This is a genomic window from Acidovorax sp. BLS4 (assembly GCF_032929295.1).
Lineage (GTDB): Bacteria > Pseudomonadota > Gammaproteobacteria > Burkholderiales > Burkholderiaceae_C > Paracidovorax.
The window spans coordinates 2,913,318-2,928,266 of sequence record NZ_CP136797.1 but is presented as its reverse complement, the minus strand read 5'-3'; the positions used below and the strand labels follow the sequence as shown (position 1 = coordinate 2,928,266).

The window sequence follows — 14,949 nt, the reverse complement described above, 5'->3', positions numbered from 1 at the left end:
GCGCATGCCCTTCGGGGCCAGGCCACGGGGCCAAAGCCCCCGGGCCACCGCCGACCGGAAGAGCGCAGTCCGGTCCGGCCGACGGGCCCGCACCCGCCCGTCGATCGCTCCAATCCCCTGCATGGGGCCCGAGGCAGCGGTTGATGCGGCCGCACGCGTCACGCGGCTGTCACCATTCCTTCAAATCGCTGTCACGGGCGATTCCTAGCATCCGGGCAGTGGAAGCGGCATTGCGTCGTTTCCGCGTTTGGCTCGCCGGCCTGCCGCTCCCCACGGCCGTTGCCGGCGGCGTATCGCACCCCTCTCCTTTCCGGAACAAAACGATGTCCCACACCCCGATGCCCACCCGCCGCAAGGCCCTGCAATTCCTCGCCGGCGTGCCCATGCTGCCGCTGGGCGCCAGCGCCTCCGCATCCTTCCTGACCGCCTGCGGCGGCGGCAGCGATGGCGCCACGTTCGCATCGGCCAGCTTCAGCTCGATGGCCGCGCCCACGCTGTCCAACCCGGCTGCCATGGCGACCACGTCCGTGGGCTCCACGATGAGCGTGAAGTTCAGCGACAACTCGGTGCAGAACTACCAGCTGGCCTACCAGCCCTTCTTCGTGACGGGCGACATGGTGTCCGACGGCAAGGGCGGCAAGATCCTGGCGGGCGGCTATGTGGACATCAACAACAAGGCCATCACCGACACCACCGTGGCCGGCAAGGAACGCCAGTTCTTCTCCGACTCGCCGGACGGCACCTCGCTGCTGACCGTGGCCAATGCCAAGGTGGACGGCGTGAAGGGCAACCCCGTGTTCGCCGTGGTGCAGTTCGAATACACCACCTGGGCGCAGGACGGCAAGACCGACATGTACGGCAAGCTGCCCTCCCCCATCGCCGTGCTGAGCCTGGACCAGGACCCCGCCACGGGCAAGCTGTCGCTGGTCAAGTACCACAACGTGGACACCTCCAAGGTGCACGGCCTGTGGATCACCTGCGGCGCGAGCCTGTCGCCCTGGGGCACCCACCTGTCCAGCGAAGAGTACGAGCCGGACGCCTTCACCATCGCCTCCAACGCGCAGTTCAAGGCCTACAGCAAGAACCTGTACGGCAGCGAGACGGCGGCCAACCCCTACCACTACGGCCACATGCCCGAAGTGACGGTGAACGCCGACGGCACGGCCAGCATCAAGAAGCACTTCTGCATGGGCCGCATCTCGCACGAGCTGGTGCAGGTCATGCCCGACCAGCGCACCGCGCTCATGGGTGACGACGCCACCAACAGCGCCTACTTCGTCTTCGTGGCCGACAAGGAAAAGGACCTGTCCTCCGGCACGCTGTACGCCGCCAAGGTCGGCGCGGGCTTCTCCATCGACCCCGCCGCCACCACCGCCGCGCCGCTCACCTGGATCAAGCTGGGCTCCGCCACCAGCGCCGAGATCGAGGCCCTGGCCGGCAAGCTCAAGCCCACGGACATCATGACCGTGGCCAGCGCCGACCCCAAGGACACGACCTTCACCAAGATCGTCGCCAACGGCAAGACCGAGTGGATCAAGCTGAACGCCGGCATGGAAAAGGCCGCCGCCTTCCTGGAAACCCACCGCTACGCCGCCCTGCTGGGCGCCAGCCTGGGCTTCACCAAGATGGAAGGCACCACGGTCAACGCCAAGGACAAGATCGCCTACTCGGCACTGCAGAACATCCAGACCTCGATGGTGGCGGGCAACGCGGCCAACGTGCCGGGCAACGGCATCTCGGTGCCCAAGCAGCTCGTGGCCGGTGCCGTGATGGCACTGAACCTGCGCGGCGGCCAGAAGGACACCACCGGCGCCGCGATCAACAGCGACTGGATGCCCGTGGACACCAAGGCCCTGCTGGCCGGCGAAGACATCACGGCCGACGCCCTGGGCAACACCGCCAACCCGAACAACATCGCCAACCCGGACAACCTCAAGTTCTCCGAAAAGCTGCGCACGCTGTTCATCGGCGAGGACAGCAGCCAGCACGTCAACAACTTCCTGTGGGCGTACAACGTGGACACGAAGCAGCTGTCGCGCCTGATGTCGGTGCCCGCGGGCGGCGAATCCACCGGCCTGCATGCGGTGGACGAGATCAACGGCTTCACCTACATCATGAGCAACTTCCAGCACGCCGGCGACTGGGGCAGCATCCACAGCAAGGTCAAGGACACGCTGGACCCGCTGGTGCGCGCCAACTACAAGGACAAGTTCGGCTCGGCCGTGGGCTACCTGACCGGCACGCCGTCGCAGATGAAGCTGAGCTGAGCGCAGCCGCTCTCCCGGCATCGGAGCCGTGCCAGCGCGGCACGGCCGGTGCCCACCCAAAAGCGAGGCCCTGGCCTCGCTTTTTTCATGGGATGGGCACATGGCAGCGCCCATGGCGCACCACCACAGAAGATTGGAGCAAAAACCGGCTCCAGCACATATTCTTCTAAGGCATGAAGCTACAAAAATAATAGCAAATAGCCTCTCCCATGGAGACCCGCCCTTCCCGGCCGCTCCGCGCATGGCGGTACGGGGCGAAGGGTTGTCTTCAAATGATAATAAATCGCATTCTTATAATGCCCGCTCACTCAGGCGCACCCCGGGCGCCGTGCTGCCGACCGGCGGCCGGATGCCCCCACCTTGCCGCCTGTTCCCGCTGCCGCTTCCACCGGCCGCTGCCCCGGGCCCGAGCCCGGCGGCACGCGGCCCGGCGCCCTGCCTCCGGCAGGCCGGAAAGCGTCCGCCCGGTCCGTTTTTACCCAACCTGGAGATGCCCATGACGACCCCCTTGTTCAGAACCGCCGCCCTCGCCGCCCTGCTGGCCGCCAGTCCGCTCGGCGCCGTGGGCGTGGCCCAGGCACAAGGCACCGCCGTCCAGGCCTCCCAGCCCGCAACCGCCAATGCCGTGGCTGCCCACTACGCCACGCTGGTGCACGCCAACTACGAAGACACGCTGAACGCAGCCAAGGCCATGCACGCCGCCATCAAGGCCTTCACGGCCAAGCCGTCGGTGGAGACGCTGGCCGAGGCCCGCAAGACCTGGCTGGCCGCGCGCGAGTTCTATGGCCAGACCGAGGCGTTCCGCTTCTACGGCGGCCCGATCGACGACGACAAGGGCCCCGAAGGCCAGATCAACGCCTGGCCCATGGACGAGTCGTACGTGGACAGCGTCGAAGGCAAGCCCGACGCCGGCCTGGTGAACAACCGCCAATTCGCCATCACCAAGAAGAACCTCGCCGCGCAGAACGAGCGCGGCGGCGAGGAGAACATCGCCACCGGCTGGCACGCCATCGAGTTCTTCCTGTGGGGCCAGGACCTCTCGGAAACCGGCCCGGGCGACCGCAACTTCGAGGACTTCGTCGATGGCAAGGGCAAGAACGCCGACCGCCGCCGCCAGTACCTGACGGTGGTCACCGACCTGCTGATCGACGACCTCACCTTCCTCGTCAAGGCCTGGGACCCGAAGGCCAAGAACAACTACCGCGCCAAGTTCGCCAAGGGCGGGCAGGAATCGGTGCGCAAGATGCTGGTGGGCCTGGGCTCGCTCTCGCGCGGTGAACTGGCCGGCGAGCGGCTGGAGGTCGCGCTCAACAGCCAGGACCAGGAAGACGAGCACTCCTGCTTTTCCGACAACACGCACCGCGACGCGGTGACCAATGCCCAGGGCATCCAGAACGTGTGGCTGGGCCAGTACCGGCGCGCCGACGGCAGCCAGGTGCAGGGCCCCTCGCTGCGCGACCTGGTGGCCGCCAAGGACGCGGCTCTGGCCGAGAAGACCACGCAGCAGATCGCCGCGTCGGTGAAGGCGGCCGAGGCGATCCAGGCGCCGTTCGACCGCGAGATCATCGGCGAGAAGGACGCGCCGGGCCGCCAGCGCATCCAGAAAACCATCGACAGCCTGAGCGCGCAGTCCAAGGACCTGGTCGCCGCCGCCAACGCCATCGGCATCACCCGGCTGACCCTCGTGCAACCCTGATCCCGCGATGCGTTTCCTGAAAGCCTTCCACCGCCGCCGCACCTGGCGCCTCGCGACCGCCAGCGCAGGCCTGGCGGCGGCCGCCACGGGCCTCGTGGCCAGCGGCCACCCGGACCCGCTGGGCGAGAAGCCCGGCGGCGACACCACCGTGTTCGCCACCGGGCGCAACGCCTTCTCGTTCCCCGCGGCCAACCTGCCGGACGACGAGCGCACGCGCTTCGTCATCGGCAACTCGTTCTTTCGCCGCAACTGGGTGGAGGCACCCGCCTCGACCAAGGCGCGCGACGGCCTGGGGCCGCACTTCATCGCGCGCTCGTGCGGCGGCTGCCATGTGCAGGACGGCCGGGGGGCGCCGCCCGAGATCTTCAACCGCCTGGGCGAGACCAAGGACCCCACGGTGGCGCTGCTGATCCGCCTGTCCATCCCCGGTGCCGACGGCCACGGCGGACCGCTGCACGAGCCCGTGTACGGCGACCAGTTCAACAACGCGGGCATCACCGGCGTGAAGCCCGAGGGCCGCGTCACCCTGCGCTACCAGACCATCCAGGGCCAGTTCGCCGATGGCACGCCCTACACCCTGCTCGACCCGAAATACGGCTTTGCCGACCTAGGGTACGGGCCGATGCACCCGGACGTGATGGTCAGCCCGCGCATCGCACCACAGATCATCGGCGTGGGCCTGCTGGAGGCCATCGACGAGGCCGACATCCTCGCCAATGCCGCCGACCAGGCCAAGGCGCCCGGCCCCATCAAGGGCGTGCCCAACCGCGTGTGGGATGCGCCATCGGCCCGGATGATGATCGGCCGCTTCGGCTGGAAGGGCAACGTGGCCACCATCGCGCACCAGACCGGCGGCGCCTTCGTGGGCGACATGGGCATCACCTCGCGCCACTTCCCGCACGAGGCCTGCACGCCCGCGCAAAAGGACTGCCTGGCCGCGCCCAGCGGCAAGAGCGCGGGCCGCCAGGGCCAGCAGGGCGTGGAGATCGACGACAAGACCTTTGACGACGTGGTGTTCTACCAGGCCACGCTCGCCCCGCCCGCCCGCCGCAAGGTGAACGACGTGCAGGTGCAGCGCGGCCAGGCGCTCTTCGCGCAGGCCCAGTGCGCCGCCTGCCACCGCCCCAGCTACGTCACCAAAGAAGGGCCGTTCCCGCGCCTGACCAGCAAGGCCGTCTCGGGCCAGCGCATCTGGCCCTACACCGACATGCTGCTGCACGACATGGGCGAAGCCCTGGCCGACCACCGGCCCGACTTCGCGGCCAACGGCCGGCAGTGGAAGACGCCCCCGCTGTGGGGCACGGGCCTGATCCAGGACGTGAATGGCCACACCCGCCTGCTGCACGACGGCCGCGCGCGCGGCGTGCTCGAAGCCATCCTGTGGCACGGCGGCGAGGCCGAGGAAGCCAAGCAGAACGTGCTCAAGATGAACAAGGCCGAGCGCGATGCGCTCGTGCAATTCGTGGAGTCGCTATGACGAAATTCCCTGCCCAGCGCCCCCTGCCCCGCCTGGCCGCGGTGGCGCTGTGCGCCCTGGCCGGCGCCGCGGCCACCGCCACCGCGCAGACCAACTGGCGGCACGACGCCGTGCCGTTCTACGACACCACGCACGCCCTGCAAAGCCTCTACGGCCATTGGGCCCTGCCCCGCGCGGGCGACTTCGCCACCGCGGCGCAGGCCCTGCCGCCCGCGCTGCGGGCCCTGTGCGATGCGCCGCCGGCACAGGCCGGCGCGGCGCTGGACGCCGCCCGCGGCGCCTGGCGCAGCACCATGCTCGCGTGGGAGAGCCTGGGCGCCGTGGCCGTGGGCCCGGTGATCGCCCGGCGCACGCAGCGCCAGATCGACTTCGCACCCACCCGGCCCCCGCTCATCGAGCGCGCCATCAAGGCCCAGCCGCAGGGTGCCAAGGCGTTCGAGCGCGTGGGCACGCCCGCCAAGGGCCTGCCCGCCCTCGAATGGCTGCTGTGGACGCAGCCTGCCGCGCCCGCCACGCCGGCCTGCCGGTATGCGGTGGAGGCGGCGCTGGACGTGGAGCGCGAGGCGGTAGCGCTCAAGGCGGCGTTCGACGGTGCCGCCACCACCGACTGGGCCGCCGAGGACGAGCAGGAGCGCTCCAGCCAGGCCATGGGCGAGTTCATCAACCAGTGGGTGGGCGGCATCGAACGCCTGCGCTGGGCCCACATGGAAAAGCCGCTGCGCGCAGCCCAGGGCAGCCGCACGCCGGACTACCCACGCGCCGCCAGCGGCCTCACCCCCGAAGCCTGGGCCGCCGAATGGCAGGCCTTGCGCACGCTGGCCGTGCTGCCGCAAGGCGCCGCGCTGCCCAAGCCGGGCGAGGCCCTCGTGCCGCTGGAAACCTACCTGCGCGGCCGCGGCCTGAACCCCCTGGCCGACCAGTTGCTGCAGGCCACGCAGCGCATCGACACCGCCTTTGCCGCCCTGGCGCAGCCCGGAAAGAACACCGGGCCGCAAGTGCTGCAGGCGGCCAAGGAGCTGACCGCGCTCAAGCGCCTGGCCGAGGCCGAGATCGCGCCAGCATTGCAGGTGAGCATCGGGTTTTCGGATGCCGATGGGGACTGACGCCATGCCAACCAAGCGACCGGAAGGCATCCCTGCCGCCTCGGCACCACTGTCGCGCCGGCAGGCGCTGCGGCTCGGCGCAGGCCTGGGGCTGGCCGTGCCGCTGGCCGCCGCCTGGGCCGGCCCGGCCGCCGCCGCGGGCTCGCTGCGCCTGGCAGCGGCATGGCAGCAGGAAGACGGCACCTACCGCATCGGCGTGCTGCAGGCCCGGCCCGGCCAGGACGCACCGCTGCGCGCAATGCACACCCTGGACATTCCCACCCGTGCCCACGGCCTGTGTCCCCTGCCGGACGGCAGCATCGTGGCGGCGTCGCGCCGGCCCGGCGACTGGCTGGTGCGCTGGTGGCCAGGCACCCCGCGCGAACCCGTCTGGCAGTGGACGGACGGCACCCGCTCGTTCAACGGCCACGTGATCGCATCGCCGGACGGACGCCTGCTCTACACCACCGAGACCGATGCCGACACCGGCCAGAGCCTCGTCGTGCAGCGCAGCGCCGAGCGGCTGGAGGCGGTGAGCGAATGGCCCACCCAGGGCATCGACGCGCACGAACTCCTCTGGGACCGCCACACGCTCGCCGATGGCGCGCCCACCTTGATTGTCGCCAATGGCGGCGTGCCCACCGCACCGGAGACCGGCCGCGTGAAACGCGCGCTGGAGACCATGGACTCGTCCGTCGTGCGGCTGCATGGCCGCACCGGTGGCGTGCTGGGCCAATGGCGGCTGGGCGACCGGCGGCTGAGCCTTCGGCACCTGGCCTGGAGCGCAGACGGCCGGGTGCTGGGCGTCGCCCTGCAAGCCGAGCACGACGGCCAGCAGGACCGGGAGGCGGCCCCCGTGCTGGCGCTCTTCGATGGCAAGGCGCTGCGGGCCGCCGCGCCCGTCCCCGCGCAGGGGCCCGGCGGCCCACAGGGCGGTTTGCAAGGCGGTTTGCGGGGGTATGGCGGCAGCATCGCCGCCACCCCCGAGGGATGGGCCGTGAGTTGCCCGCGCGCCCAGGGCATCGCCACCTTCAGCCCCCAGGGGGACTGGCAGCGCCTGGTGGCGCTGCCCGAGGTCTGCGCACTCGCCGTGAACGGCACCGCACTGTGGGCTGCCGGGCTGGACCACACCCTAGAAAACGCCCGCGGCGCCGCACCGCAGCCCCATCTCCACCGCAGCGGCCTGGCCAAGGCGCGTGTGGACAATCACTGGTACGTCACCGGGTAAACCCTGTGCCACCCCCCTTAAAAGATGTTGCATCGCGGAACACCAAAATAAAAACTATCGGAGTCATTACAAAACGGCAAAAATTTAGGACTTTTCCTTACACTCCGCCGGTTATCACGGGGTGCCCATGTCCTTTCTTCCTCCGCAACGCAAACACCTGATCGCGGCCCTGGTGGCTGGGGCCCTGCACTGCCATGCAGTGATGGCGGCGGACATCGTGCTCGCACCGCCGCCCAATGGCGGCTTCACGGTGACCAACACCGACAAAACCCAGATCCGCCTGCGCGTGGACGAGGCGTCAGGCGCCGTCACGGTGCCCGGACTGGCGTCTGCGCCATCGCAGGCGACGCCGGTGTGCCATGGCCCCGGGGGCGCCCTCGGCAACTGTGCGGGCGTGGTGGGGGCCACCGGCGCGACAGGTGCCACGGGCGCTACGGGCCCGGCCGGCGCCACCGGTGCGACCGGCAACGCGGGCCCGACCGGCCCCACGGGCATCGCCGGCCCGACGGGGACCACCGGCCCATCCGGCGCCACCGGGGCCACGGGGAGCGCGGGCGTGGCCGGACCCGCGGGCCCCACGGGTGCGACCGGTGCCACGGGCGCGACCGGCTCCACCGGTGGCACCGGCCCTGCGGGCCCGACCGGCGCGGCAGGCTCGGTGAGCACGGGAGTCACCGTGCGCGAGATCACGCTGCAACCGGTGAATGCACAGGCCTGCGCCGTCACCTCCTGCTGCAATGCGGGCGAGAAGGTGCTGGGCGGTGGCCATTCCGCAAGCACCGGACAGACATCGCCCGAAGACATTGGCGTCTACCTGGGCGAGAGCCGCCCGGTGGCCAATTGCGGCGGCAATGCGGGCACCTTCGGTTGGACGATCCGCGCCCTGAACTCCTATCGCTCGGACCTGCAAAGCTGCACGGCCTACGCGATCTGCGCCCAGTAACGGCGCTGGCTTCACCCACGGCCCGCATCGCCCCATGACCGCCCAGCCCACCGTGGCACCCCTTGCGCCCAACGACTTCCCGCCCATGCGGCGGCTGGCGCACGGCATGGCCGAAGTGGCTGCGGCGCTGCAAGAGGTCCATGCGTTGCCGGACGGCCTCTGGGGCCCGCATTTCAACCTGGCGAAGCACAACGGCGGCTGGCACGTGGCGGCCCTGCGCAGCACGTCCCGCTCGCCGCTGCCTGCCGCGCCAGGCGAGTTCGCCGCGGACTTCTTCCAGGACGAAGCCACGATGGCGCAATGCCCCGCCATTCGGACCCTGGTGGCCAACATCACGGAAGGGGCACCGCTCAAATCGGTGCGCGTGCTGCGTCTCGCGCCCGGTGGCGCCATCCTGGAACACGCCGATGCTGGCGTGGGCCTGCGGAATGGCGAGGTGCGCCTGCACCTGCCGCTGCAGACGCATGACGAAGTCTTTTTCCATGTGGATGGCCAGCGGGTGCCCATGCGCACGGGCGAGTGGTGGTATGCCGATTTCTCCCTGCCGCACCGGGTTTGCAACCGGGGCACGGTCGAGCGGCTGCACCTGGTGGTGGATTGCGAGGCGACGCCCCGCCTGCGCCAGGCCATCGCTGCGGGCGATGCCGGGCGACCCTACCCGCCCGAACAGGACCCGCAGTGGCGGTTCGCGCGGTTTCGGGACCAAGTCTTCGACGAACCGGCGCTGCAGGACCGCCTGCTGGGCATCCACTCGCGGGAGGCATTCGCGCAGGCCTGCATGGAAATGGGCCAAGCCCGCGGATGGGCCTTCACCGAGGCGGAAGTCCTGTCCGCCATGGCCTCGGGGCGGCAGGCATGGATGCAGCAATGGGTCGTCTGAATTTCGAGGGCTGGTCGCCCATCCGCATCTATTCCGGGGCTGGCGGCGAGACGCTGGTGGACTGGATGCGCGCGCCGCCCGAGGTCACGCGCGCACCGTTCTTTTCGGACGGGGTGCAGGATGCGATGCATCGCCCCTTCCACCAGGGGTTTCGCCGGCAGACGCCGCTGTCCGATCTGCTCGACTGGGCGCAGGACTCGCCGGGCCTGGCGCCATCGGGCATCGTCTTTCACGTGTCGCGCTGCGGCTCGACGCTCGTGACGCAGGCCTTCGCGGCGCTGGACAGCCACGTCACCCTCTCGGAGCCTCCGCTGCTGGACGATCTGATGCGCGCGAACGCCCGGCTGCCCGGCATGGATCGGGCACTGGCGGTTCCCGCGGCCAGGGCGGTGGCCAGCGCATGGTCGCAACCGCTGCGGCCGGGCCACGGGGCAAGGCGCAGCCACCTCGTCATCAAATGCGATTGCTGGGCCACAGGCTATGCGGACCAGATCGCGCAAGCCTGGCCCGACACCCCGTGGCTTTTCCTGTACCGGGACCCGCTGGAAGTGCTGGTGTCCCAGTGGCAGCAGCGCGCGGCCTACCTGATCCCCGGCGGGCCTCTGGGGGTCAACCTGGCTGGCATCGCGTTCGACGATGCGCTGCAGATGGGCCTCGAAGCCTATTGCGCCCGCAGCCTGGGCGCCCTCTACGAAAGCATGGTGCAGCAGTTCCGGCCGGAGCGCACGCGGCTGCTCGACTACCGGCAGCTTCCATCTGCCATCCTCACGGAGGTCGTGCCGCATTTCGGCATGGCGCTCGACGCTGCGGCCACCGAGCAGGCCGAACTCACCTTCGCTGTCCATGCGAAGCACCCCAACCACCCGTTCGCTCCCGACGCGCAGCGCAAGCGCAGCCAGGCTTCGCCTCGCCTGCACGAACTGGCCATGCAATGGATCGATCCCCACTACCGCGCCCTGGAAGCCATGCGCGCGGCGGCAGGCAAGGCCTCCATGCACGCCGGCGGAACCCCTTCCGAAGCCCTTGAAGCCGGTTGACCACGCAATGACTTCTTCGCTCCCTTCTCCTGCGCGACTCGGCCGACGCGGCTTCCTGGGCGCCTCCGTGTCCACGGCAGCGACCATGGCCTGCGCCGCTGCGCCGGCCCTGGCAGCGCCGACGGACCGGCAGGGCCCGGCGCGACATGACACCCCGCGGACGGTCGGCGTGCTGCTGCCGGAATCGTCACGCTACCCCACCCTCTCCGCCGAATTCCTGGCCGGCCTGCAAGTGGGCGCCGAGGCCTCGGAACACCCCCCGCGTTGGCTGCCGCTGCCCTACGGGCGCAGTCCCCAGGCCGCGTTGCGGCAGGCGCGTGCCGCCGTCGGCTCCGGCGCGGTCGACGCGCTGGCAGGATGGCTGCCGATGCAGTCGGCCCGCGACCTGGTGCCGCTCCTGGAAGCGAACCAGATCCCTTTTCTGGCCAGCGACACGGGGGCCGACCAGTTGCCCACGCGCCTGGCCGACCGTTCGCCCTGGCTGATTGCCCACTCGCTGGATCTGTGGCAGTCCTGCGCGGTCCTGGGGCGGGAAGCGCCACGGCGCTGGGGCACACGCGCGTTGCTGTGCATGGGCTTTCTGGAAAGCGGCTACGACTTTCCGCATGAATTTCGCCGCGCGTTCGAGGCCGCAGGCGGCACGGTGTCGGCAATGCACATCTCCGGCCTGCCCGACGGCTCCGACGAGTTCGCCGGCTTGCGTTCGGCCTGGCATGCCGCCCGCGCAGACTTCGTGGTGGCCCTGTATTCCGGCGCGCAGGCCTTGCGCTTTCAGCGGCAGTGGGGCCAATTGCAGCCGCACAGCCAGACCCCCGTGGTGGGCACCCTCTTTTCGCGGGGGCCGGCGGAAGCCGTCGGGTCGCGGCCGAGAGGCTGGACCAGCGTGGCCTCCTGGAACGCCGGGTCCGACGCCTGCCGGTCGATCGCCGCCCGTTGCGCGCTTCGGGGCTCGGATTCGCTGGCGGAGCTGAGCGGCCCGGCCCTGCTCGGCTTCGAGGCCGGGCAGCGCTTCGCGCAGTGGCAAAGCAACGGCGCGGGGTTCGAGCAACTGGCCATCCTGCGAACGCCTTCGGAGAGCGGCCCCCGTGGAAACCCGCCCCATGGCTTGGCGAGCGGCGATCGCAACGGCACCCACTGGCTTCGCGCCGGCACACCCGCAACGGGGGGGAGCACCGAAATGGCATGGGCCACGCGCGGCCCCGGTGCGCCGCTCGGAGCCCCCGGCTGCAGCGGCTGGACCACCCCTTATCTCGTGACTTAATGGAAGAACATCATGGCTGCAGACCCATTCATCGGTGAAATCTCTGTGTTCGCAGGCAACTACGCGCCCCGAAACTGGGCTTTTTGCTGGGGCCAATTGATGGCGATTTCCAGTAATGCCGCCTTGTTCTCGTTGCTGGGCACCACCTACGGAGGCAATGGCCAGACCACCTTCGCGCTGCCCGATCTGCGCGGCCGTGTACCGCTGGGCATGGGAATGTCGCCCGGCGGAAGCAATTACGTGCTGGGGCAGATGGCTGGACAGGAAAGCGTCACGCTCAACATCAACAACATGCCGATGCACAACCACACCACTTCCGTGGCGGTGAGCAGCGGCGCGGGCAACTCGGCAGCGCCCAACGGCCGCTACCTGGCCGCTTCCGACCGGCGCGATAACCAATACACCAACCAGGCCCCCGACGGCAACCTGGCCGGCGTCACGACGGGGCTGGCCGGGAGCAGCCAGCCACACGACAACATGCAGCCCTATCTCTCCCTCAACTTCATCATCGCGCTCGCAGGGACCTTTCCGTCCCGAAATTGAGGCACGCCGCGGGGCGGCGCATGCCACCCCGCCCCGCGGTGTCCAATCAGTCCACCACGGTCAGCTTGGCCACCGACAGCGCCAGCCATTTGGTGCCATGCCGGGGAAAGTTCACCTGTGCGCGCGCATCGTCGCCGGTGCCCTCCAGCGCCAGCACCTTGCCCTCGCCGAATTTGGTGTGGAACACGCCCAGTCCCACGCGCAACCCGTGCGATGGGGCGGCCTTCTGCACCGGAACCGGCGGGCTGGCGAACGATTCCGACCTGGACCCGAATCCGCCTCTCGCGCTAGATCCATATGCACCGCCCGCTCCTGAATTAGGAGCGAACGTGCCGAACCCCTGCTGCTTGGGCGTGATCCATTTCAACGCGGCTTCAGGCAGTTCGTCGAAGAACCGGCTCTTGATGTTGTAGCGCGTCTGGCCGTGCAGCAGCCGGGTCTGCGAATGGCTCAGGTACAGGCGCTTTCGCGCGCGGGTGATGGCCACGTACATCAGGCGGCGCTCTTCCTCCAGCCCTTCGCGGTCGCTCATCGCGTTCTCGTGGGGGAACAGGCCCTCTTCCATGCCGCCGATGAACACGGCGTCGAATTCCAGGCCCTTGGAGGCGTGCACGGTCATGAGCTGCACGGCATCCTGCCCGGCCTGCGCCTGGTTGTCGCCCGCCTCCAGCGCCGCATGGGTCAGGAAGGCGGCCAGGGGCGAGAGTGTCTCGCCGGTATCGGTGTCCACGATGCCCGCCACGCCGCCGGGCAGCGGCTCGTCGGTCGTGGGCAGCGACGGGTCCAGGCCCTGGCTCGCCGGGCTTTGCGTGAGCGGCGTGCCGTGCTCATCCACCGGCAGCGCGATGGCGTCGCGCCCGAAGCCTTCCTGCGTGACGAAGCTCTCGGCCGCGTTCACCAGCTCCTGCAGGTTCTCGATGCGGTCGGCGCCTTCCTTTTCAGAGCGGAAGTGCTCCAGCAGGCCGCTCGACTCCAGCATCTGCTCGATGATGCCGCGCAGGGTCATGCCCTGCGTCTGCTCGCGCAGCACGTCGACCAGGGCGACGAAGCTGCCCAGGTTGGCGCCGGCCTTGCCCGGCACCGCGGTGACGGCATCGTGCAGCGAGCAGCCCGCGCTGCGCGCCGCGTCCTGCAGCACCTCGACCGTGCGCGCGCCGATGCCGCGCGGCGGGAAATTGACCACGCGCAGAAAGCTCGTGTCGTCGTGCGGGTTCTCCAGCACGCGCAGGTAGGCCAGCGCGTGCTTGATTTCGGCCCGCTCGAAGAAGCGCAGGCCGCCATACACGCGGTAAGGCACCGCGGCATTGAACAGGGCCGACTCGATCACCCGGCTCTGCGCATTGCTGCGGTAGAGCACGGCCACTTCCTTGCGCTCGAAACCGTCGCTGCGCACGAGCTGGCGGATCTCCTCCACCATCCACTGCGCCTCGGCCAGGTCGGTGGTGGCCTCGAACACGCGCACCGGCTCGCCAGGGCCCTGCGTGGTGCGCAGGTTCTTGCCCAGGCGCTTGCTGTTGTGGCTGATGAGGGCGTTGGCCGAATCGAGGATGTTGCTGTAACTGCGGTAGTTCTGCTCCAGCTTGATCTGGCGCTGCACGTCGAACTCGCGCACGAAGTCGGCCATGTTGCCCACGCGCGCACCGCGAAAGGCATAGATGCTCTGGTCGTCGTCGCCCACGGCGATCACGCTGCCGCGCGCCTGGAACTGGCCGTCCGCCACGTCACCCGCGAGCTGCTTGAGCCAAGCGTACTGCAGCTTGTTGGTGTCTTGGAACTCGTCCACCAGGATGTGCTGAAAGCGCCGCTGGTAATGCGCGCGCACCGGGTCGTTGTCGCGCAGCAATTCGTAGCTGCGCAGCATCAGTTCGCCGAAATCGACCACGCCCTCGCGCTGGCACTGCTCTTCGTACAGCTGGTACAGCTCGACCTTCTTGCGGGCATCGGCATCGCGTGCGTCCACGTCGCCCGGGCGCAGGCCCTCTTCCTTGCAGCCGCTGATGAAGTACTGCACCTGCTTCGGGGGAAAGCGCTCCTCGTCGATGTTGAACTGCTTGCACAGCCGCTTGACGGCCGAAAGCTGGTCCTGCGTGTCCAGGATCTGGAAGGCCTGAGGCAGGCCGGCCAGCTTGTAGTGCGCCCGCAGCAGGCGGTTGCACAGCCCGTGGAAGGTGCCGATCCACATGCCGCGCACGTTCACCGGCAGCATGGCCGACAGGCGCAGGACCATCTCCTTGGCGGCCTTGTTGGTGAAGGTGACGGCCAGGATGCCGCCGGGCGTGGCGTAGCCGTTTTGCAGCAGCCAGGCGATGCGGGTGGTGAGCACCCGGGTCTTGCCCGAGCCCGCGCCCGCGAGGATCAGGGCGTGCCCAGCCGGCAGCGTGACCGCGGCCAGTTGCTCGTCGTTCAGGTTCTGCAGCAGGGGCGAGGCGGCATCGGACTGGGGCGCGGGGCCGGCGTCGCCAGCACCGAAAGGCGCTGGCGCGCCGGAAAACAGGTCGTGTGGGAGCATGGCGCCATTGTAGGAACCTCCACCGG

General features: G+C 69.5%; 11 protein-coding genes. 10 read left to right on the top strand and 1 reads right to left on the bottom strand.

What is annotated here, in order from left to right:
* Positions 1-323: 323 nt before the first annotated feature.
* The 10 genes from R1Z03_RS13555 (at position 324) to R1Z03_RS13510 (ending at position 12,414) form a co-directional block, all read left to right on the top strand.
* The gene (locus tag R1Z03_RS13555; protein WP_272564549.1) at positions 324-2,267 is read left to right on the top strand and encodes a PhoX family phosphatase; all 1,944 of its coding nucleotides are present in this window, start codon (positions 324-326) and stop codon (positions 2,265-2,267) included.
* 496 nt (positions 2,268-2,763) lie between these two features.
* Positions 2,764-3,963 carry an imelysin family protein gene (locus R1Z03_RS13550; protein WP_317351700.1) on the top strand — a complete coding sequence of 400 codons (1,200 nt, stop codon included), beginning with the start codon at positions 2,764-2,766 and terminating at the stop codon, positions 3,961-3,963.
* A gap of 7 nt (positions 3,964-3,970) precedes the next feature.
* On the top strand, positions 3,971-5,440 hold the full coding sequence (locus R1Z03_RS13545) for a di-heme oxidoredictase family protein (RefSeq protein WP_317351698.1): 1,470 nt from the start codon (positions 3,971-3,973) through the stop codon (positions 5,438-5,440).
* The gene (locus tag R1Z03_RS13540; RefSeq protein ID WP_317351695.1) at positions 5,437-6,543 is read left to right on the top strand and encodes an imelysin family protein; all 1,107 of its coding nucleotides are present in this window, start codon (positions 5,437-5,439) and stop codon (positions 6,541-6,543) included. Before R1Z03_RS13545 ends, R1Z03_RS13540 begins: the two co-directional genes overlap by 4 nt.
* A gap of 4 nt (positions 6,544-6,547) precedes the next feature.
* Entirely contained in the window at positions 6,548-7,750 is a 1,203-nt protein-coding gene (locus R1Z03_RS13535; RefSeq protein WP_317351692.1) for a DUF1513 domain-containing protein, read from the top strand.
* A 127-nt stretch (positions 7,751-7,877) separates the two neighbouring features.
* Positions 7,878-8,693, top strand: a complete 816-nt coding sequence (locus tag R1Z03_RS13530) for a hypothetical protein (protein ID WP_284429049.1) — start codon at positions 7,878-7,880, stop codon at positions 8,691-8,693.
* 34 nt (positions 8,694-8,727) lie between these two features.
* Positions 8,728-9,573, top strand: coding sequence for an aspartyl/asparaginyl beta-hydroxylase domain-containing protein (locus R1Z03_RS13525; RefSeq protein ID WP_317351689.1), 846 nt, complete (start codon positions 8,728-8,730; stop codon positions 9,571-9,573).
* Positions 9,561-10,610 carry a sulfotransferase family protein gene (locus R1Z03_RS13520; protein WP_317351686.1) on the top strand — a complete coding sequence of 350 codons (1,050 nt, stop codon included), beginning with the start codon at positions 9,561-9,563 and terminating at the stop codon, positions 10,608-10,610. The genes R1Z03_RS13525 and R1Z03_RS13520 overlap by 13 nt, the downstream gene beginning before the upstream one ends.
* A gap of 7 nt (positions 10,611-10,617) precedes the next feature.
* Positions 10,618-11,871, top strand: coding sequence for an ABC transporter substrate-binding protein (locus tag R1Z03_RS13515; RefSeq protein ID WP_317351683.1), 1,254 nt, complete (start codon positions 10,618-10,620; stop codon positions 11,869-11,871).
* A gap of 12 nt (positions 11,872-11,883) precedes the next feature.
* The gene (locus tag R1Z03_RS13510) at positions 11,884-12,414 is read left to right on the top strand and encodes a tail fiber protein (protein ID WP_317351680.1); all 531 of its coding nucleotides are present in this window, start codon (positions 11,884-11,886) and stop codon (positions 12,412-12,414) included.
* Between the two features lie 46 nt (positions 12,415-12,460).
* Here the strand turns inward: R1Z03_RS13510 and R1Z03_RS13505 are convergent, their stop codons facing one another.
* Entirely contained in the window at positions 12,461-14,923 is a 2,463-nt protein-coding gene (locus tag R1Z03_RS13505; protein ID WP_317351679.1) for a UvrD-helicase domain-containing protein, read from the bottom strand.
* Positions 14,924-14,949 lie beyond the last annotated feature (26 nt).